Origin of the sequence: Blautia argi (assembly GCF_003287895.1) — a bacterium.
In the GTDB taxonomy this organism is placed as follows: Bacteria; Bacillota; Clostridia; order Lachnospirales; family Lachnospiraceae; genus Blautia; species Blautia argi.
In genome coordinates this window covers 1,162,407-1,183,440 of sequence record NZ_CP030280.1, presented here as the reverse complement: position 1 = coordinate 1,183,440, position 21,034 = coordinate 1,162,407, and the positions used below count along the sequence as shown (strand labels likewise).

Annotated in this window: 17 protein-coding genes and 4 pseudogenes; 5 read left to right on the top strand and 16 right to left on the bottom strand. The window is 42.1% G+C overall.

Annotated elements, in window-relative coordinates:
• Window positions 1–121: 121 nt before the first annotated feature.
• From uxaC to DQQ01_RS05800, 5 genes and pseudogenes are all read right to left on the bottom strand, one after another.
• A pseudogene (gene uxaC, locus DQQ01_RS05820) lies at window positions 122–1,538 on the bottom strand (glucuronate isomerase).
• Between the two features lie 25 nt (window positions 1,539–1,563).
• A complete protein-coding gene (locus DQQ01_RS05815) occupies window positions 1,564–2,871 on the bottom strand; it encodes a TRAP transporter large permease (protein WP_111919177.1) in 1,308 nt (435 codons plus the stop codon).
• 16 nt (window positions 2,872–2,887) lie between these two features.
• Window positions 2,888–3,391, bottom strand: coding sequence for a TRAP transporter small permease (locus tag DQQ01_RS05810; protein ID WP_111919175.1), 504 nt, complete (start codon window positions 3,389–3,391; stop codon window positions 2,888–2,890).
• Entirely contained in the window at window positions 3,391–4,419 is a 1,029-nt protein-coding gene (locus DQQ01_RS05805; protein WP_111919173.1) for a TRAP transporter substrate-binding protein, read from the bottom strand. The genes DQQ01_RS05810 and DQQ01_RS05805 overlap by 1 nt, the downstream gene beginning before the upstream one ends.
• A gap of 24 nt (window positions 4,420–4,443) precedes the next feature.
• Window positions 4,444–5,442, bottom strand: coding sequence for a LacI family DNA-binding transcriptional regulator (locus DQQ01_RS05800; RefSeq protein WP_111919171.1), 999 nt, complete (start codon window positions 5,440–5,442; stop codon window positions 4,444–4,446).
• A gap of 258 nt (window positions 5,443–5,700) precedes the next feature.
• Here DQQ01_RS05800 and DQQ01_RS05795 point away from each other — a divergent pair.
• Window positions 5,701–7,183 (top strand): annotated as a pseudogene (locus DQQ01_RS05795) (UxaA family hydrolase).
• Between the two features lie 55 nt (window positions 7,184–7,238).
• The gene (locus DQQ01_RS05790; protein ID WP_111919169.1) at window positions 7,239–8,738 is read left to right on the top strand and encodes a tagaturonate reductase; all 1,500 of its coding nucleotides are present in this window, start codon (window positions 7,239–7,241) and stop codon (window positions 8,736–8,738) included.
• A 134-nt stretch (window positions 8,739–8,872) separates the two neighbouring features.
• Here DQQ01_RS05790 and DQQ01_RS05785 read toward each other — a convergent pair whose 3' ends face one another.
• The 6 genes and pseudogenes from DQQ01_RS05785 to DQQ01_RS05760 all read right to left on the bottom strand — a co-directional run bounded on the left by DQQ01_RS05785 (window position 8,873) and on the right by DQQ01_RS05760 (window position 15,184).
• On the bottom strand, window positions 8,873–9,064 hold the full coding sequence (locus tag DQQ01_RS05785) for a hypothetical protein (protein ID WP_111919167.1): 192 nt from the start codon (window positions 9,062–9,064) through the stop codon (window positions 8,873–8,875).
• Entirely contained in the window at window positions 9,058–10,041 is a 984-nt protein-coding gene (locus DQQ01_RS05780) for a beta-ketoacyl-ACP synthase III (protein ID WP_111919165.1), read from the bottom strand. Before DQQ01_RS05780 ends, DQQ01_RS05785 begins: the two co-directional genes overlap by 7 nt.
• Before the next feature lie 132 nt (window positions 10,042–10,173).
• Window positions 10,174–11,175 carry a DUF308 domain-containing protein gene (locus DQQ01_RS05775; protein WP_111919163.1) on the bottom strand — a complete coding sequence of 334 codons (1,002 nt, stop codon included), beginning with the start codon at window positions 11,173–11,175 and terminating at the stop codon, window positions 10,174–10,176.
• Window positions 11,176–11,181: 6 nt separating this feature from the next.
• Window positions 11,182–11,718 carry a DUF5662 family protein gene (locus DQQ01_RS05770; RefSeq protein WP_111919161.1) on the bottom strand — a complete coding sequence of 179 codons (537 nt, stop codon included), beginning with the start codon at window positions 11,716–11,718 and terminating at the stop codon, window positions 11,182–11,184.
• The gene (locus tag DQQ01_RS05765; protein ID WP_111919159.1) at window positions 11,670–13,568 is read right to left on the bottom strand and encodes a glycogen operon protein GlgX; all 1,899 of its coding nucleotides are present in this window, start codon (window positions 13,566–13,568) and stop codon (window positions 11,670–11,672) included. Before DQQ01_RS05765 ends, DQQ01_RS05770 begins: the two co-directional genes overlap by 49 nt.
• Before the next feature lie 43 nt (window positions 13,569–13,611).
• Window positions 13,612–15,184 (bottom strand): annotated as a pseudogene (locus tag DQQ01_RS05760) (ClC family H(+)/Cl(-) exchange transporter).
• 138 nt (window positions 15,185–15,322) lie between these two features.
• Between DQQ01_RS05760 and DQQ01_RS05755 the strand changes: the two are divergent.
• Window positions 15,323–15,733 (top strand): DUF1292 domain-containing protein, encoded by a 411-nt coding sequence (locus tag DQQ01_RS05755; RefSeq protein ID WP_111919157.1) that lies wholly within the window; start codon window positions 15,323–15,325, stop codon window positions 15,731–15,733.
• Between the two features lie 226 nt (window positions 15,734–15,959).
• Here DQQ01_RS05755 and DQQ01_RS05750 read toward each other — a convergent pair whose 3' ends face one another.
• The 4 genes from DQQ01_RS05750 to DQQ01_RS05735 form a co-directional block, all read right to left on the bottom strand.
• On the bottom strand, window positions 15,960–16,199 hold the full coding sequence (locus tag DQQ01_RS05750) for a helix-turn-helix domain-containing protein (protein ID WP_111919155.1): 240 nt from the start codon (window positions 16,197–16,199) through the stop codon (window positions 15,960–15,962).
• Window positions 16,200–16,204: 5 nt separating this feature from the next.
• A complete protein-coding gene (locus DQQ01_RS05745; protein ID WP_111919153.1) occupies window positions 16,205–16,624 on the bottom strand; it encodes an RNA polymerase sigma factor in 420 nt (139 codons plus the stop codon).
• Between the two features lie 211 nt (window positions 16,625–16,835).
• Complete coding sequence (locus DQQ01_RS05740) at window positions 16,836–17,612, bottom strand: EFR1 family ferrodoxin (RefSeq protein ID WP_111919151.1); 777 nt, start codon at window positions 17,610–17,612, stop codon at window positions 16,836–16,838.
• Window positions 17,613–17,624: 12 nt separating this feature from the next.
• Complete coding sequence (locus tag DQQ01_RS05735; protein ID WP_111919149.1) at window positions 17,625–18,386, bottom strand: SDR family NAD(P)-dependent oxidoreductase; 762 nt, start codon at window positions 18,384–18,386, stop codon at window positions 17,625–17,627.
• A 153-nt stretch (window positions 18,387–18,539) separates the two neighbouring features.
• Between DQQ01_RS05735 and DQQ01_RS05730 the strand changes: the two genes are divergently transcribed.
• Window positions 18,540–19,109 carry a TetR/AcrR family transcriptional regulator gene (locus tag DQQ01_RS05730; RefSeq protein ID WP_111919147.1) on the top strand — a complete coding sequence of 190 codons (570 nt, stop codon included), beginning with the start codon at window positions 18,540–18,542 and terminating at the stop codon, window positions 19,107–19,109.
• A 141-nt stretch (window positions 19,110–19,250) separates the two neighbouring features.
• Here the strand turns inward: DQQ01_RS05730 and DQQ01_RS05725 are convergent, their stop codons facing one another.
• On the bottom strand, window positions 19,251–19,874 hold the full coding sequence (locus DQQ01_RS05725) for a helix-turn-helix domain-containing protein (protein ID WP_111919145.1): 624 nt from the start codon (window positions 19,872–19,874) through the stop codon (window positions 19,251–19,253).
• 524 nt (window positions 19,875–20,398) lie between these two features.
• Between DQQ01_RS05725 and DQQ01_RS05720 the strand changes: the two are divergent.
• Window positions 20,399–21,016 (top strand): annotated as a pseudogene (locus DQQ01_RS05720) (helix-turn-helix domain-containing protein); the annotation flags it as partial.
• Between the last annotated feature and the right edge of the window lie 18 nt (window positions 21,017–21,034).

The following is a 21,034-nucleotide window of genomic DNA, read 5'->3' as shown; positions in this document are numbered from 1 at the left end:
TTTTATTTCGTTTTAACATTCGTCTTATATTAGCATAAATCCTTTCAAAATACCAGAAAAAAAGGCGGCTGTTTCCAAAAAACAACCACCTTTTTCTATTTCTTCGCTTTTTTTGCTTCTCTTATTTTGTTTCCAGATTAAAGCCAAAGTAGCGCACTGCGTTGTTGTAGGAGATTCCTTTGACAATCTTCTCCAGATTCTTCATATCCTTTGGATATTCGCCGTTTTCTACCCAGCCGCCGATAAGCTCGCACATGATTCTTCTGAAATATTCGTGTCTTGGATAAGACAGGAAGCTTCTAGAGTCTGTGAGCATACCGATAAAGTTTCCGAGAAGACCCAGGTTTGCTAAAGAAGTCATCTGCTTCATCATACCTGTTTTATTATCATTGAACCACCATGCAGAACCCTGCTGGATTTTACCGATGGCGTCGCTGTTCTGGAAGCAGCCCAGAATTGTACCGATTAATTCGTCATCTCCCGGATTCAAGCTGTATAAAAATTGTTTTCGGCAGGTTTTTTGCTTCATTTACTGCATTTAAGAAGTCTGCCAACTGCTCGCCTGGTGCAAAGTTGCTGATACAATCAAAGCCTGTATCCGGTCCCAGCTTTGCATACATGGCTTTGTTGTTATCTCTCTTACAGCCATAGTGTAACTGCATTACCCAGTTCATTTCCTCGTATTTTCCTGCCAGGAAAAGCATAAATGCAGTTTTATATTTTGCTGCTGCTTCTTTTGTGATTTCTTTTCCTGCCAGGCGGTCAGCAAAAATTCTTTCTACTTCTTCGTCACTGGCCGGCGCATACATGACATAGTCCAGACCATGGTCAGAAATAGAACAGCCCATACTGTCAAAATATTCCATTCTCTTTGTAATAGCTTCCTTTAAATCTGCAAAGGTTTTAATTTCCACACCGGAAGCCTTGGAAAGCTTGCCGAGGTATTCCACAAACTCCGGCTTTTCCAGATTGGTTGCCTTGTCCGGTCTCCATGCAGGCAGCACCTGTACGTCAAAGGTTTCGTCTTCTTTGATAACCTTGTGCCATTTCAGGTCATCAATGGGGTCATCTGTGGTGCAAAGCAGAGTTACATTAGACTGCTTAATCAGATTTCTTACACTCATGGAATCCTCCTGCAATTTTGCATTGCACAGGTTCCAGACCTCTTCTGCTGTTTCGCCGTTTAATACGCCTGTATAGCCAAAGTATCTCTGCAGTTCCAGGTGACTCCAGTGAAACAGAGGATTTCCAATGGCTTTTTCCAGAGTTTCCGCCCATTTCTGGAATTTTTCCCTGTCCGGGGCATCTCCGGTAATGTAATATTCGTCCACGCCATTAGAACGCATCTGACGCCATTTATAATGGTCGCCCCCCAGCCATACCTGAGTAATGTTTTCAAATTTTCTGTCCTCAGCGATTTCCTGAGGATTGATATGGCAGTGGTAGTCCAGCACAGGAACCTGGGCTGCAAAATCATGATACAGCTCTTTGGCTGTGTCTGTACTGAGTAAAAAATCTTTGTCCATAAATGCTTTCATAGGACAGCCTCCTTATAAATTTATTTTATACATATCCCATAAGGCTTGGCAGCCACAGACTGAGCTGCGGGATATAAGTTACCAGCATCAGTACCACAAAAATTGCGGCAAAGTAAATCAACAGCTGTTTAAACACGGTTTCAATCTTAACATTTCCAACCTTAACACCAACAAACAGCGTGGTTCCGACCGGCGGTGTAATCGTTCCGATACACAGATTGAAAATCATCATAATACCAAAATGAATAGTATTCATGCCAAGTGCGGTACACACCGGAAGGAAAATCGGTGTAAAAATCAGACATGCCGGTGTCATATCCATAAAAGTACCTACAATCAGCAGGATAATATTAATCATCAGAAGAATAACAATCTTGCTGTCACTGATAGCTAAAAGTCCGTTGGAAACCAGAGTCGGGATATTGGTAAATGCCATAACCCAGGACATAATACTGGATACACCAATAAGGAAAATAATAATACCTGTCATTTCCGCACTGTCCTTTAACAATTTTGGAATATCCTTAAATTTAATGGATTTATATCCAAACAGAGACAGTAACAAGCTGTATACTACTGCAACTACAGAACCTTCGGTTGCAGTGAAAATACCTGCGATAATACCGCCGATTACAATGATAATCAAAAGCAGACATGGAAGCGCCTGAAGAATAATGTTCATGGCTTCTTTAAATGTAAATTTCTGTTTGCTTCTGTAATTGTTCTTCTTTGCAATAAAGTAAATGACCAACATACAAGCCAGACCCCAGAGAATTCCCGGAATGTAGCCTGCCATGAAAAGTGCTGCCACAGAAGTACCGCCGCTTACCAAAGAAAAGGTAATCATAACGTTACTTGGAGGAATCAGAAGTCCTGTAGGCGCTGTTGCAATGTTGGCTGCTGCGGAAAAGTTCGGGTCATACCCCTCATCTTTTTCAATCGGTCCGATAATAGAACCCATAGCAGAAGCAGCCGCTGTACCGGAACCGGAAATCGCGCCGAACAACATGTTAGCCAGAACGTTTGTCTGTGCCAGGGCACCCGGTGTACGTCCTGTCACCAGTTTTGCAAGATTAATCAAACGGACTGCAATACCACCCTTGTTCATAATGTTTCCGGCCAGAATAAAAAACGGAATGGCCAGCAAACTGAATACGGAGATACCGGAAAAAATTCTCTGAGCTCCTGTTAAAACTGCAACACTGGTATCCATAACCGGAAGAATTGCACACACGGAAGAAATTCCCAACGCAACGGCGATGGGCACACCGGCAACCAGCATGATAACCAGCAAGACCAAAATAATCAGACCTGAAATAATTGCTGTATTCATATACTTCTCCTCCCTCTTATTCCTTTACTTCTCTCTGTTCTCTTTCATATCCTGCAACCAAATCTACAATATTCAGTATAGAGTAGATGACAATCAGAATACCGGAAAGAGGAACGACCGTATAGATAACACCCATAGGAACCCCTAAAGAAGCAGTCACCTGTGTCATGGTCAGCCCCATAATATTCCAGCCGCCGTATACCATAACACTGCCTGCCAAAAACATAATCAGAATCTCAATAATGATTTCCAGCACTTTTCTCGGTGTTCCTGTTAATTTGTCTGCAATAAAGCCCATACGCATATGGTCTCTTTTTCCGAATACGTAAGCGGAAGCCAGAAGCGCCATCCAGGTAAAGCTGTAAGTCAGAAGTTCCTCTGATACAGTACTTGGGCTATTGAAAAAATAACGAACTACAATCTGATAAGTTCCCACAATTACCATCAGTGCAAACAGAGCCGCACAGGCCCAGCTCAATACCAGGTCAATTCCTTCACGGATTTTATGCAATACGTTCATTACTCTGCCTCCTTATCTACATATTTTGCGTTGATTTCCTGAATGTGGTCATACAAATCCTGAATGTCCGGATTTTCTTTGAGCATCTCGTCCTGAACACCGGCTACTTTGTCTTTAAACTGCTGAATGTCCACATCAATAAATTCCACGCCCATGTCGTCCTTGGCAATTTTCTTTGCCTCTTCTACCTGTACATCCCATTCCTCCAGTTCTACTTCTGTAGACAGTCTGGCAGCTTCCTCAAAAACTTCTCTTTCTTCGTCGCTTAAGCTGTTTAAAAATTTCAGGTTTCCGATTAACATATCCGGCACCATCTGATGCTTATTATAAGAGAAGTATTTGGCAACTTCTCCGTGTTTGTTGTTCGTCAGAGCCAGCTCGTTGTTCTCCGCGCCGTCGATAACCCCCTGCTGAATGGCTGTATAAACTTCACCAAAACTCATTGGAGAAGCGGCAGCACCAAAGGCTTTCGCCATATTTACACTGGCTGGTGACTGCTGTACACGGATTTTCAGACCTTTCAGGTCATCCGGTGTATGGATTGGCTTTGTTGCATAGAAGTTACGGGTTCCTGCATTGTACCAGGTCAGTACGCGAAAACCGGCTTCGTCTGTAGAAGCATACACCTGATTCATATAATCTGTATCATTCATAACTTCATGATAGGCCTCCTCTGAAGTAAACAGATATGGCATACTGAAGACCTCATATACATCTGCAAAGGTTTCCAGGTTTGCGGTACCTGCCACTACGAAGTCAATGGCGCCTGTCTGTGTCAGCTCAATGGCCTTCTGTGCAGAACCCAGAAGCTCATTTGGAAAAATCTGTACTTCATACTTATCACCCAGATTTTCTTCTACATACTCCTTAAACCTCAAAAGACCCAGATGTTCCGGGTGGGTTTCAGACTGTGCATGAGAAATACGGATAATTCTCTTTCCTCCTGTAACGGAAGAGGTACAGCCGGACATTCCCGCAACAACGGCAACACAAAGAGCTGCTGCTAAAATTCTTTTTAAACCTTTCATTCTTCCTTGTCCCTTCGTTTTGTTCTAAAAATTAGTTGTTCCCCGTTTTATCAGATGACATCTGACAGAACGCTTATGCCGCACGGATTTTCCCTCCAGCAAAAGCATGAGAGAATCCACGGCTGTTTTGCAAAGAGCATCTCTTCTGCTGTCAATAGAAGTCAGCTCCGGCTCGCAGCACACGGCAAGCTCGGAATCATTAAAACCAATGATATTGACGTCCTCCGGTATACGCATCTGCTTTTTCATGGCATATTTTAACGCACCCACGGCAAGCCCATCATCTGTGGCAACCACTGCATCAAAATTCAGTTCCCCTCTTTGCAATAAGTTTTCCCTGACTGTGGATATTTTGTTTTCCGTAAAAATTTTCAGTTCCTCCACCATCGGAAGACCATTATCCCTCAGTGCATCCTCATATCCTAAAAGTTTTTGCGTTGCACTGTAGGAATGAGAATCATAGAGAAACAAAATCCGCTTTCTGCCTGCCTCTGTCAGAGCGCATACGGTATCATACATAATCTGATAATTTTCAGACAGCATACAATACACACCCGGACAGCGGACATAGCCGTTAATCAAAAAGACCGGTACCTCCCTAGCTGCTTCTCTTAAATAGCCGATTTCCTCCTCGCTGCCGTCTCCCACATAATGAGAACCCACCAGCACCAGGGCATCAATCTTTTTTTTCAAAACCATTTGTACAGCATTTACCTTGCTTTCCTGCTTATAACCGCTGCAGTAAAGAATGCAGTCATACCCATAACCCCGGAAACGCTTCTCCAAATAGGCAACCGATTCTGCCATATAAGCGTCCGACACATCTGGACAGACAATCCCCACAGTTCTCATGGAATTTAATCCCAGTCCCCGTGCAAATACATTCGGCGTGTAATTTTGTTCCTCCATGACAGCCCGTACCTTCTGCTTGGTTTTCTCGCTGACCTTGGGGCTGTCATTTACAACTCTTGATACCGTTGCAATGGAAACGCCTGCCAGTCTGGCAATATCATAGATGTTCATACAATTCCTACTTTCTTTTTCCTGCATTTGCAGAATTTTGATGTAAGCTCTTACACCCTATTTCTATTATACAGAACCTTTTTGCACAATGCAAAAACTTTTTCATCGTAATTTTATACAATTTTCTGCATTTGTTTTTATGCATTTTTAATATTTTTTATTTTTCTCCAAAATTTGTATTGACGTTTTTTTCATTCGGCGGTACATTAAATGTAAGCCCTTACATTTTGTTCGGAACAAATTTTAGGAGGAAAACATATGCAGAAATATATTAAAATCCACCCGGATGACAAAGTAGCCGTTGCCCTCTCTCCATTAGAGGCTGGTACTGTTGTCACCATAGACAAACAAACCTTAACACTGACTGAGGATATCCCCCAGGGACATAAATTTGCCCTGAAGGATTTGGAAGCAGGCGAACCTGTTGTGAAATACGGATATCCCATCGGGATTACAAAGGAGGCTGTAAAAACAGGATCCTGGATTCATGTCCATAACATGAAAACCGGTCTTGGAGATTTACTTACCTATGAATATGACAAACAGGACACTTCCCTTTCACCTACAGAAAAACGTTTTTTCCAGGGATACCGCCGCAGAGACGGAAAAGTCGGTGTCCGCAATGAAATCTGGATTATTCCAACTGTAGGCTGTGTCAACAATGTGGCAACTGCTATTGAGCGAAAAGCACAGACCCTTGTAAAAGGAAGCATTGAGGCAATTGCCGCTTTTCCTCACCCTTACGGCTGCTCTCAGATGGGCGATGACCAGGACAACACCAGAAAAATTCTGGCAGATTTGATTAACCACCCAAATGCCGGCGGTGTGCTGGTGCTGGGTCTTGGCTGTGAAAACAGCAATATTGAAGAACTGAAAAAATTTATCGGTCCTTATGATGAAAACCGGGTAAAATTCCTGGTAGCACAGGAATGTGAAGATGAGATCACCGAATCTTTAAAACTTCTTGAAGAACTGGCAGACTTTGCAGGAAAAGCAAAACGAGAACCCATTAACTGCAACGAGTTGATTATCGGTATGAAATGCGGCGGCTCTGACGGACTGTCCGGTATTACTGCAAATCCGGTGGTAGGCGCCTTTTCCGACCTGCTCATTTCCAAAGGAGGCACTACCATTCTCACAGAGGTTCCTGAAATGTTCGGCGCAGAAACTCTGCTCATGAACCGCTGTGAAAATGAGGAACTTTTTGAAAAAACCGTACACCTGATTAATGACTTTAAAAATTATTTCACCAGCCATAACCAGACCATTTACGAAAATCCTTCACCTGGGAACAAAAAAGGCGGTATTTCCACTCTGGAGGACAAATCCATGGGCTGTACCCAGAAATCCGGTTCCGCACCAGTGAGAGGCGTCCTTTCCTATGGAGAGCCTGTAAGAGAAAAAGGGCTGAATCTCTTAAGCGCACCCGGCAATGATTTAGTCGCTTCCACTGCACTGGCAGCCTCAGGGGCACACATTGTCCTCTTTACTACAGGTCGGGGAACACCGTTTGCTTCCCCGGTACCTACTGTGAAGATTTCCAGCAACTCCAATCTCTACGGACACAAAAAGAACTGGATTGATTTCAACTGTGGAACCATGGTAGAGGGAACTTCTCTTTCTGAATTAAGCAATCAGCTTTTTTGACTATGTTATAGCTGTTGCTTCTGGAGAAGAGGTCAAATCAGAAAAAGCAGGCTTCCACGATATGGCTATTTTCAAACAGGGAGTCACCCTTTAAATAGGAAATAAAAATCTATAAATATAAATTTAAAGCAGAAAGTGAGGATCACACTATGAAAAAATTAAGCTATCAGACACTGGAAGAACAGGGCTACAACGGCTATCTGTTAAAAGACGCACCGGAACGTGTGCTGCAGTTCGGAGAGGGAAATTTTCTCCGTGCCTTTGTAGATTATTTCATTGATATGATGAATGAAAAAGCAGGATTTAACAGCAAAGTTGTGCTGGTACAGCCCATTGCCAACCACGGCGGTTTTAATCTGGCAGATGTGATTAACGAACAGGATGGTCTGTATACCTTATATTTAAGAGGTTTTGAAAACGGACAGAAGGTCAACGACAAGCGCATCATTTCCTGCGTCAGCCGTTGCTTGAATGTACACAGCGACTACGAAGCAGTCATGGCATGTGCAGAAAATCCGGATCTCCGCTACATTACCTGCAATACCACAGAAGCAGGAATTGCCTATGACCCTTCCTGCCAGTTTACAGAAACACCACCTTCCAGCTATCCTGCAAAACTGACTCAGTTTTTATACCGCAGATTTCAGACATTTGGAAAAGAAGCTGGAAAAGGCTTTGTCATTCTTGCCTGCGAACTCATTGACAACAACGGAAAAGAGCTGGAAAAATGCGTGTTAAACTACGCAAAACAGTGGGAACTGGGTGACGAATTTATCAACTGGATCCAGCAGGAAAATATTTTCTGCTCTACTTTGGTAGACCGTATTGTAACCGGTTTCCCGAGAAATGAGGCTGCCGCTATTAATGAAGAAAATGGTTACGAAGATAATATCATTGACACTGGTGAAGTTTTTGGCTTCTGGGTTATTGAAGGACCGGAATCCCTGAAAAAAGAGCTTCCCTTTGCCGAAGCAGGACTTCCTGTGCTGATTACAGACGACCACAAACCATACAAACAGAGAAAGGTGCGTATTTTAAACGGCGCGCATACTTCCATGGTTTTAGGCGCTTATCTGGCTGGTCAGAACATTGTCAGAGATTGTATGCATGACGACACAATCCTGAATTTTATGAACAAAACTATTTATGAGGAAATCATTCCAACCCTCTCCCTTTCTGAAGAGGACTGCAAAGACTTTGCGGCTGCGGTAACCGAGCGTTTCAAAAATCCGTTTATCGACCATGCCCTTATGTCCATTTCCTTAAACTCCACTTCCAAGTGGAAAGCCCGGGTAATGCCATCCCTGGAAGGCTATGTAGCGAAATTTAACAAACTGCCGAAATGTATTACCGCTTCTTTTGCCTTCTACATTTCTTTCTACCGTGGCACAGAACTGACTGACGCAGGTCTGGTGGCAAAACGTCCAAACGGGGATACCTACACCATTTCTGATGACCGCGCAGTTCTGGAATTCTACTATGCACATAGAACGGACAGTGCAAAAGAACTGGTACACGCTGTCTGCACAAATACAGATTTCTGGGGCAAGGATTTAACCGAAATCCCGGGATTTGAAGAAGAAGTGGCTACCATTGTGAAAAACATCGAGGCACACGGAACTTATGAGGAGATGAAAAACTGCCTGTAAGAAAGCAGAAAATCATAAACACCTCTGTCATATAACAAAAAGCTGTTTTCCCGGTCTATGAATCAGGAAAACAGCTTTTTTGTCCTTCTGCTTTTTATTTGCTTTTGTCTCCAAGAATCGCAAATTCATAGGGTTCACAGGTTCTGCACATGACCATTGTAAACAGCAAACGAATTATGGCTGTAGTTAGCAGCCAGATCTATAATAGCGATGGGATTCTCAAAGAGAAAAAACTGCCACGCAGAGATGTCAGCCAGATTCTTCCGGTATTCATACTTCTGTGTGGCAGTTCTTTTACCATTTATAAGGATTTTGCCTCCTACCATTCTATCTGTACAGCTCCCCAGGTAAGTCCTGCGCCAAACCCGGAAAGAATCAGCTTATCTCCTCTCTGCAGCTTTCCCTGACGGTTTAATTCGTCCAGAAGAATGGGAATGCTTGCAGCAGAGGTATTTCCGTAATGCTCCATATTAATGGGAAACTTCTCCTCCGGCTCTTTCAGCCTTTTGGCTGCGCTGGAAATAATGCGGCTGTTTGCCTGATGCAGAAGGTAATATTTAATTTCCTCCTTTGTCGTCCTGGTCTGTGCCAGCAATTCTTCAATACACTCCGGAACCTTCTTTACTGCAAATTTAAAGACCTCCTGTCCCTCCATTTCCAGTCCACAGGTCTTCTGCTCTGCTTCCGGCTCTTTGTCAAAAGGATTAATTCCTTTTATTCCCACATGTCCTTCCCTGCAGGTAAGAACCTCTCCCTTTTCTCCATTTGCATGCTGCACCATACCCTCAATCCCTGTTTCTTTTGCCTCCAGTACCACAGCCCCTGCCCCATCTCCAAACAGGACACAGGTACTTCGGTCCTCCCAGTTCAGCAGTCTGGACAATTTTTCAGTTCCAATAATAAGGGCTTTTTTATAAATTCCGCTCTGCAGATAAGCCCAGGCTGTGTTAAGCCCAAAAAGAAAGCCTGAACAGGCAGCGCTTATATCAAAGACAACTGCCTGCCTGGCGCCTATCTCCTTTTGTATCTGGCAAGCAGTGCTTGGAAAAAGAAACTCTCCTGAGCAGGTTGCCACAATTAAAAGCTCTATCTCCTCTGCCAGAGCCCCTGCTTTCTCCATAGCTCTTCTGGCTGCCTCTGCTCCCATTTCTGCAACCGTTTCCTTTCCGGCAATTCTCCGGCTGCGGATTCCCGTACGGCTGTAAATCCATGCGTCGCTGGTATCCACGATTTCGGAAAGCTCCTCATTGCTGACATTGATTTCTGGTACAAAACTTCCCGTCCCTGTAATTCTTCCTGTCATTTTTCTTCCTCTCTGTTATTTTTTATTATTTATGATTCAAATATTTTGACTATCAAATTATAAATTCAGTATACTGGCTTTTCCCTTCTTTGTCAAGTCTGTTACCGCTTCATGAAAAAAGAACGACCCCCTCTACTGGTTGTCGTCCTTATAAATCTTCTTAATTTCCTGTGACAATTCCCGGTTTAAATCATCCAAGTCAATTCCTATTCCGCTTCCCATATATGGCATCTGCTGCTTTGGGGGCTCGTACTGCTTCTGTCCCACATGATGCTCCTGCGTTTTGTCAAGCTCCTCCCTGTCCATAGGCGCCTCAAACTCTGGCTCTTCCTCGGGCGGCTGATAATCGCTGTCATAGTCCCCATCATCATAATCATCGTCTGTAAAAATTTTTCTTCTCTTTTCCAGCGCCTTATCCCTTGCAGCCTTCTCTTTTGCTGCTTTCTTCTGTACCACCTTTGTCTTTTTCACTACTTTTTTCTTTCGTCTTGTGGGAAGTCCCATACCTTTTCTGTCTGAGAATCTGCCAAAAAGAGGAGTTTCTCTTCCATCCTCCCGCATAAGGGGTGCAGCCTGTATGAAAACACCGATAATTGCCAGAATGATACCCAGCACCAGTTCTCCGGCTGTCCCTTTGTTCATCATGGAAAAAATCAGATGGATACCTCCGATTCCTCCGCAGATCGCGGTAACCCCAATAACCATCTGCTTCTCATATCCCAGTGCCAGCGTTCCTGCAAACACACCTGCTACCAATGCAAGGATATGCTGGGTCATGGACGCATCCTGGAAAAATCCCAAAATCATGCAGTATACCAGCCCGGTACACATGAAAAAGACTCCAAACTTATATAAAAGCCAGGCCAGAAGCCCAAGAATCAAAGCTCCTCCGGCAGCGCACACCAGAGCCATAACCTTATCCTGAAGAAAATAGTACCCGGCAGCCCCACCTCCTCCGGCGCCTGCCAGCACTCCCAGAATACAGCCCCAGACTTTGCGAAGACGATATCCCATAAAGCAGTTCAGAAGCGCAAAGACAGCTCCTGCCAGATAAATAACCAGCTTATACTGCTGCGGAATTGTGTCCCAATATCCTTTTATAAGTTCCAGTACCTGTGATACCTGTACATTCATAAATCCTTACATTCCTTTCAGATATATGTGCCTGATATAACTCAGTGTTTCCTTTTCTCCCTTTTCTGCCAGCATACGAAGCAGCATCTCCAAATCCCGGTTAGTATCCTTATGGACAAACCAAAGCTTCTCCTTGCTGGCAAGAAAATACTCAAGAGGCGCTCTGTCCGTATAAGTATCCGGATGATAATTTCTGGAGGCACTGATGCGATCCATCACCATTTCTGCAATATATTTTCTCGGCATGGGCACGCCGCGGATAATGGTATCGCAGTGAATACCGTAATCCACCCAATGTTCAAAATGATGCTTGTTTCTCCCATAATGGTGGATCCAGGAGGTAGACAGCCCTGTCGCCTCCCTCTCTGCATTATTTGGACTTCTGTTTCCCTGATAATATTTGCAGCCTATCCGAAATTCCGTCCAGGAATACTTGGACAAATCGTGAAGAATCCCCTGTTTGTAAAGTCCAATCTTAAAGCAATATTTCATGACTAAAAACTTGTGCCTTGTAATCGTCTTAAAATGTTCCCAGCCCCGCATGTCTTTTCGCCCTGCTTTCCTGTTAAAATCATAATTGTTCTCGGTGGAACCACGAGGGTTCGCTCCTTAATCATCTCCTGTTGCTCCAGAAATCCTCCGTTTTCTTCCTCATCTGTGCGCAGAACCATCTGCCAGAAAATTTCCCCGGACATACCCGGAAGGGCAAGCTCATGGGAAACCCAGTGCAGATTCACTGCTACAAACCAGAATTTTCTATCCTGTCCGCAATAATCTCCGCAATACATCATACCCAGACAACGAAGTCCTTTTTCCTTTGGTACATACCAGGCCTGACTGCTGTGATAAGAAATATCCGGATATCCAAGCGCTCTGTAATCTATCCCCCTTGGTTCTTCTTTCATGTGAAAAACCGGATTCTCTTTTCTCAGGGCAATGGCCTTTTTTACAAAGGTGAAAATTTTCTCATGCCCCTGTATACCGCTCCAGTCTATCCAGCCCAGCTCATTATCCTGACACCATACATTGTTGTTGCCCTTCTGGGTGTTCCCCCATTCATCTCCCTGATAAATCAGAGGCGTTCCCTGACTGAAAAGAAGAAGAGCAAAGGCATTTTTTATCTGCTGAAGCCGTAGTCTGCGGATACTGTGTTTTCTGGTCTGCCCCTCAGCTCCGCAATTCCAGGTACAGTTATACTCTATACCGTCCTGATTTTCTTCTCCGTTTGCCTCATTGTGCCGTTCCTCATAGGAAACCATATCTGCCATAGAAAACCCGTCCTGGTCAGCCATATAGTTTATGACACCACTACAAAGAGGATTTCTCCTGCTGCGGAACATAAATTCCTCTATCATGCCCTCCTCTCCCTTGAGAAGACGGCGCATACAGTAGAGAAAACCTTCGTTATACTCTGCAGTGCCTTTATAAAAGGGCTTCTTTCCGTCAAAGACCTCTCTGCCGTCCACATCATGGAAAAACAGCTTGCTCCCGGCAAGAAATGCATCCTTCATAAACAGTTCCTTTGGAATCCGTTCTCCCATGAGATGAAAGCCGTCAATGTGATATTCGCATTTCCAGAAACGGAGAATATCCAGCATCACAGAAGGCGGCAGCTCCCTTCCAAAATAAAATTCCATAAGACATTCCAGCCCTGCCCCGTGAAGGGCATTGACCAGATGCTTAAATTCCTTCACCGGATTTGCAGAAGCGCTAAAGGCTGCCTTTGGTGCAAAGTAACAGGCCTCTCCTGTATAGCCCCAGCAGTTTACCCTTCCCTGACCTTCATCCTGCAGCTCCTTATACGGACTTCCTTTTATCTGCAGCCTGAGCCGTTCCCGGTATTCATAAGCCGGCATAAGCAGCACTCCTGTTATTCCAAGTTCCTGCAGATAGGGGATTTTTTCCTCCATTCCTGCAAAGGTTCCTCTTTTCCTTACTTTAGAACTTCTGTGCATGGTAAAGCTGCGTACCTGTACCTTATAAAAGACAGATTCTGATAATTCCTTTGACAAAAATCCTCTGTCTGTCCAGGCAAAAGCTTCCTCCCGGTATTTACTTCGTGGTTCTTCCTTTTCTTCTTTTCCGAAATCCGGCGTTTTAACCAAACTCTGTGCATAAGGATCCTGCTTTACCACACCGTCTATACAGAAATTATACTGCACCTCCCGTTTGGGAAGCCCTGTTACAAACAGGGACAGCAGATTTCCCCTTCTACTCTCTTCCAAAAAAGGAATCCTCAGGACTTCAGATTTTCCCTCTCTTTCCTTATATAAGAGCAGCTCTGCCCCGGAACCAGGCAGCACCTCTGCGGTAAACAGATGCCCCTTTCCTGTTTGCTCCACCCCTGGACGGTATGGGATTCCCGGCACTGCCTGTATTTTTTCTTCTGTCATTCTCCTATTGCTGTTCAAGCTGTCACCTCATTTCCCTGTCTTCTCAGGACAGAGAACCTTTCTCTGCACACATTTTTTTCATACTGTCATAAACCATGGACGCATGGTCTTCGTCAGTCAATGTTACCAGTACATCGCCTGCTCTTAAGATTGTCTTTCCCTTCGGAATCAACTCCGTACCGTTTCGCTTTACTGCCACAAGCAGACACTCTCCAGCCCAGCTTACCTGCTGTATACTCTGGTTGTGAAGGAGGCTTCCGTGACAAATCACAAATTCCTGTAAAATTTTTCCTCCTGTCTTTTCAGGCACCTGCTGACCGCGCCTTCTCAAAAGACTGCCCAGAAGGCTTTCATAAATGGGCTCTGATTTCAACCCGGACGCCACCAGATAAGCAACAATGGACACCAGGGACATGGAAAGCATCTGGCTCACCTGCCCTGTCATCTCAAAAATCAAAATAATTCCGGTAATCGGTGCCCTTACAATAGCAGTAAAATACCCCGCCATTGCCAAAAGCACAAAATTACTGATATAAGAAGGATCCAGTCCCATATATTCTGCTGCAAAGGTGCTATACATACCTCCGAGAAGTGCGCCCAAAACCAGAAGCGGAAAGAAAAATTCCTCCCGGCGCACCGGAGCCAAAGCAGATAAGGGAAAACAAAAACTTCACCAAAAATAAAACCGCCAGCGCCTTCAGCACCATGTTCCCCTGTGCAGCCATATCAATCAGCTCATGTCCGCTGCCCAGCACCTGGGGCATCACAAGCCCCAGCACACCGGCTAACAGAAAGGGAATCAAAAGTCTTGTGGTTTCATTCAGTCCTTTTGCCTTAAAATACAGTCCCTGTACCCACATGGTCATTTTGTTGTAAAAAGCTCCCATAATCCCAAGGAGTATCCCCAGAATCACAATATGTCCGTAATACTGAGGCGCAATTTCCGTGCCGATGTCAAACTGAAAAACCGAAGTAAACCCCAGAAATTCACTGGATATATAGTCTGCTGTAATTGACGCAGTCATAACCGATACCAGCACAGACACGGAAAAATTTTTATGTATTTCTTCCAGAGAAAACATCACACCTGCCAGCGGCGCATGAAAGGCAGCCGCAAGTCCTGCGCTTGCTCCGCAGGTAAGCAGGTACCGCTCCTCTGTCTTTTCTCTTTTTAAAGCTTTGGAAACAGCCTTTCCCACCATGGCTCCAATCTGGATAGACGGACCCTCTCTTCCCAGTGAAAGTCCGGAAAACAGAGATAAAAAACCACCCAAAAACTTTGCCGGAAGTACCTTCCACCAGACCTGATCCAGCTTTCCCATCATTTCCCCTTCTACCTGGGGAATTCCGCTTCCGGAAATCATAGGTTCATATTTTACCAACTTTCCCACAATGCAGGCAATGGCAAACAGTACGAAAAACCAGGTTCCTGCCAGCACCGGATACCTTCTTGCGTATTCCAGAACAAGCTCCATTCCCCTGCCTGCATATTCCAGCAGCACTCTGTACAAAAGCACTACCAGTCCTGCTGCAATCCCCACTACAAAACCCTCTGCTGTGAGAATCGTCTTAAAATGCTCTGCCCTTTTCAGCAGATGCGATGTCCCCTTTTTCAATCTTTTTTCCTCCTTTTCTTAACATAGACATTTCCATTATACTTGTCCTATGACAAAATTGCAAATCCTTTCTGTGGTTGCATTCCTCTCCCTATTCTGGTAGAATAGGAACAGATATTACACATGAGGAGGATAAGCATGAGCGAAGAAACCTATACAACCAATCTGGATTCCTGCAACCCAAGCGACTGTGCTTCCTGTACAGCAAACTGCTCCAGTGCAGGCGGCAAAAACCAGGGAACCATTCCCAATGTACCCAATCCTACCATTAAGCTGACTCTGGACGATGATTCTGTTTTAGAATGTGCAGTTCTTACTACCTTCCCGGTAGAAGACTTTGGAGAATACATTGCCCTTGTTCCCTTAAATGAAAACGGCAAAAACAAAGATGGAGAAACCTATCTTTTCCGCTATGCAGAAGAAGGCGACAATCCTGTGGTAAGCAATATTGAAAGAGAAGACGAATACATGGCAGCCGCAGAGGCGTTCCATGATTTCATCGCAAATCTGAAAAGCGAGGAAGAACTTTCCAAAGAAGACGAAAAATAAGACAGACGAAAAGTTCTTTTCTGAAAGCTCTTTTTAATAAGAAATTTTATATCTAATTTTCAATTATCCGCATAAATACTATACTTTCAAGCATTTTGAAGTATATTGAAACACTCATTTTACCATGAATTTACCGCGATTGAATGAGCCTTGATATGACCATAAAACTACTAAGGGAGATAGCACGAGTAACTATGTATCTCCCGATTTTCTTTTATACAGTTGATTACTTCACTCGTATTTCAAATTTCAAGATTGCTTTCATCATATCTGTATAAATTTCTCCTTTTAGTTCTTCATCAACCTGCATAATGATTTTACCACTTTCAGAGTGGTAAAAAGGACGCAAGCATAATTTAGAAATATAAGTGTCATAAAACTTCAGAATTTCTCTGATTGCCAATTCATCTCCACTTGACGCTCTGCAAATCAATTCAAAAGAGGGATAGCCATAATCTTTGCTCATTCTTTTTACTTCCTTTCGCTTAAAAGCGTTTTTAACTTCTTTAGTCCTCTACTTATTCTGCTAAAAATAGCAGAACGTGATACATGGTACAGTTCTGAAATTTCTCTGTCGTTCATGCCTTGAAAATAGCGTAATAAAATTGCACTACGCTGTTTTTCTGACAGTCTATGTAAAGCTGTACCGAGTGTTTCATCAGATACATAAATAGTAAAGTGCAAGACTTTAAATGATACACAATCATAAAAATAGGTGTCATTCGTTCCACGTTCAACCTGTTTCGTTTCTGCTATTTCGCAAAACAATACTTCAAGTTTAGAACGTCTTGCAAGCTGTCTGTAACGACTTTTTAATTTGTTCTTAATGATAATCGGCATTAAAGAATTAAACTGTAACCTGACGATATGCTCGAAAGAAGATATCCTCATAATCTCACCCCCTTTCCGTTAAAGTGGGATATATAAACGGGAATTAAAGTGTCCGTTTATACCGTTGCACTAACTTACGAAAAGAATGTGTCTATAAAAAAGCCCGTACAAAACGTAAAGTTTGTACGGGAAATATTCATAGAAATCCTATGGACTTATAAAGAAATATAATTTACTGCCTCAATATATTTTTCTGTTACTTGGTAAGAATCTACACTTTATTCTCTTTTACTGATAATGGGAAATGCACATACTGTCCATGTTTTTTCGTTCTTTTACCGTATTGAATTGCAAATTTAGGACAATGGTGTAGACAAGAAAGGCACATAACACACTGCTCTTGATTCCATACTGGTTGCTTATTCGTTATGTCTATGGCGGAAATCGGACACTTTTGGGCACAGAGTCCACAACCTACACAGGTATTTTCTACATGGAAATGACTTGTTTTACGCATAGTATCATACTCCATATTGTAAAACCACTTTGCAATAGGCATAGGAACTTTTCTTTGCATATAATCTCCTATGGCACGATTTATAATTTTATCTATTACAGAATCTATTTGAAGTTCTGCCCTTTCATTTATCTTTCTGACATGTTCTTTATTGCTTAAGTTAAAAGTTGGTGTCCATGTATCTGGCATTTTCACACTGAAATATGCCGAAATTTCTATATTTTGCTTTTGTAATATTTCATTCGCAAAATTACCTATTTGCCCTGTGGTTGTTCCATAGGTTGCAATAAACCATATATAAGACGGTTTTTTGTTCAAGTTTATTTTCTTCAAAAATTCTTTTACAATCTCTGGTAATCCCCAAGAATAAGTAGGGCTGACAATTCCTAAAAACTCACTTTCATGAAACTCAAATTGGAATTGCTGATTTTTCATACATGCAGTGATAGAAACGGTTCTGTCTCCTGTTGCCTGAGCAATTCTTTCTGCTACATAACGGCTGTTTCCTGTTGCTGAAAAATAAATAATCATAAAAACTCTCCATTAATAAAATTTTTTTGCAAAGTACATGATGAACGAGGACGGAAATACTTTACTCACAACTCGATAAAATTTATAAAAGCGTCCAGGTGTATAGACTGCTTTTTTATGCTCTGCTCTAGCTAATGCATTTTTTGTTACTTTCTCCATATCAAGAAACGGTAAGGTATTAATCTGTTTACTTGGTCTGGCTTGACCTTTAGGGTTCATTTCTGTATCCATGTTGCCGGGACATAGCAATAAGATATTTACATTATTTCTTTTTTCTTCTTCCCGAAGTGCTTTTCCTAAAGCATAGATATATCTTTTTGATGCACTATATACAGCCTGATGTGGAATTGGTGTAAATGATGAAACAGAACATGTCATAATAGCAAAACTATCTTTCGCAAAATATGGACTACAAATTCTTTGTACCATAGTCAATCCTTTTACATTGACAGAAATCATATTTTGGATATCTGATGCAGACATATCTCTAAAATTGCCTGAGCATTCATAGCCGGCATTATTGACGAGAATACTAATTTGTGGCTTTTCATCAGATAACAATGTTTCCAGTTTGCTATATTCCTCATCAGCACCTAGGTCAAGCGTTATCGCACGTATTTTTTTATCTGGATTATGTCTTGCAAGATTTTTCAATCTGTCTTTCCGTCTTGCGATAATCCAGATTTCATCGAGTTTAGGATACTGCTTTATAATCGTCTTTGTAAATTCAACTCCTAATCCCGAAGAAGCTCCTGTAATGACTGCTATTTTCATATATACCTCTCTTTCAAAACATTCGTTTTAATTTAGACACTTGTAAAAATTGTAAGTTCATGTTAGATTAAAGATAGCCTATGTGCAAGAGTCAATACTCTAAAAACGTCTAAATATAGACATATTTAAGAAAATGCAAAAGGAGTCCATACTGTGAAATACAATACAAACAAGAAAATGACAAGAGGTGCAAAAAGAACTCTCAATGATTTTATGTGTACTATGTTTACCATGCTTTCTGAAAAGAACTTTGAAGAAATAACGGTAGGAGAATTATGTAAGTGTGCAAACTATCCTAGAGCGACTTTTTATAATTACTTTGACGATAAATTTGACTTATTGAATTATTGTTGGATAGGATTGACGCAAGAAATTCATTTGGAAGAATATCATCATATGGTGCATGAAGAAGCATTGTATATTTTTTTTGACCGTATTTATGATTACAGCAAAAAAAACGAAAAGAAGATACGTGGCATCTTGACGCATAACTCAGAAATTGGATATATGTTCAGTAGTTTTCAAACTTTTATGAATGGTAAAATGCGTGAACTTTTTCATTCTTGTACAATGAGTGAAAAGATGTTGATTCCCAAAGAAATATTGGCAAACCATTACAGTAATACACTATTGCTTATATGGCAATGGTGCATATTAAAAAATCAAGATTGTACGAAAGAGCAAGCTTGTGCCTATTTAAGATATTTAGTGGGTAATTTATGAATTACTCGCTACCCCTTTCTTCCTCTTAATTACCCAACACAGAAAAGAAAAAGCCCTGTCAAGAGCTTGCCACCATTGGTGGTGCTTTGCACTCTTGATTGGGCTTTTTGTTTTCTGTATCTTCCATGCAAGAGGAAAAGATTACTCGTCCTCATCATCAAATTTACCTGTTACCCACGGTAATTTCGATAACAGTTCCATATCTTCTTTAGAGTTCGGGTTTATCATTTTCACGACTTGATAAGGTGTCTTATACTTATGTCCCTCTATGCTTTCTCCAAACATATCCATGCTGTATAAATCATCATAGCGGTCTAACAGTTTTTGAAACTTTAAATGCTGGATAAATTCTTTAATCGGGTAAAGGTCGGACGCTTCAATGCTTGTTCCATTGATGTAGTCGGTAATGTATTCCCGTAACTTTTCTAACTCATATTCCAGCCATTCTTCTTCGCTGTCAAAGAAGTTATCATAATGTCCATGCTTCAGTTCTGCATTTAGACGTTCCTCTGCTCTCAAAAACTGACAGACTTCTTTTTCGGACTGATTAACATATTTCCATTCCCCCGACAACAATTCATTGGGCGTTACGTCCAGCACTTCCATTATCTTTTCCAGCGTTTCATAAGCGGGATAGTTTAACCCTCTTTCAATCTTGGAAAGGCTCTGCATATTGATACCGATTTTGTCCGCAAGCTCCTGTTGTTTCATTCCCCTGAATTTTCTTATGGTCTGTATATTATTTCCTAAATGGCTTATTTTCATTGCATAACCCTCCGTATCTCGTTATATCTCCGTTGTTATAAGTCTATCATGCTTAATATGATTTGTAAAGATAAAAAAAGATATTGACAAATAAGCATATAAGAATCACTATGTTCTTGTAATTAAATAAGCACAATAGAATGAAATACAAAAACATTCAAAAAGAAACACCTATTTGATTAAACCCGTAGATATGAATATCGGTTGAAATGGAACTTGTTAGAAAAGGCAAAACAGGACTTGCCGACAGAGCATTGTAGGACTGTTGGCGTGCGTCAGCAACAACGCCATGACGACTTGCCGTCAAAGGACGGAAATGCTTTGTCGGCTGGCGAGCCTGCGAGCCTTGACTGTGCCCCCGTTATCTAACAGGGGGGCACTATTTCACAAAAGACAAGTCAAAAACCATACAACCCCAAAGCTGTAAGGAGTAATGAGGAGTTTTAAGAAGATAGTACACTTCACATTTTTTTGAATGGTGGTTTACAGGTATTTCAAGGCTATTGTAGGATTGGAGGAATACAATGAACAATTTAGAATTTGCACTTGAAATGAAGAACAAACGTCTTGCAAGCGGTCTTTCGCAAGGAGAACTTGCAAGTCTTACCCATGTATCAAGATATAGTATCAACCGCTTTGAGAACGGAAAAGCCAATGCCAGCAAGGAAACACAAAATATTATCCTGCGTTGTCTGAATTACTATGTCTGTGATAAGCCTTTTTATCTGCTCGTTGATTATCTGTCTGTCCGTTTTTCAACGACTAACGCATTGGAAGTTATCCGAAAGGTGCTTGGCATGAAAGCAGATTATTTTATCCATTATGAATATGGGTATTATGGCTATAAGGAGCATTATGCCTACGGAGAAATCAAAGTTATGGCTTCTGATGATGAACACATGGGCGTATTCTTGGAATTAAAAGGGGCAGGCTCACGCAACATGGAATATGTCTTACAGGCACAGAATAGGGATTGGTATTCATTCTTAAACCGCTGTCTTGACTGTGGCGGTGTTATCCGACGTTTTGACTTGGCAATCAATGATATGTGCGGTCTGCTGGATATTCCCACCTTATCTGAAAAATACAAAAATGGCGGTGCGGATTGTCGCTGTAAAAACTATGAAAATGTGCAAGGTGGAAAATTAAGCGGAAAAAAC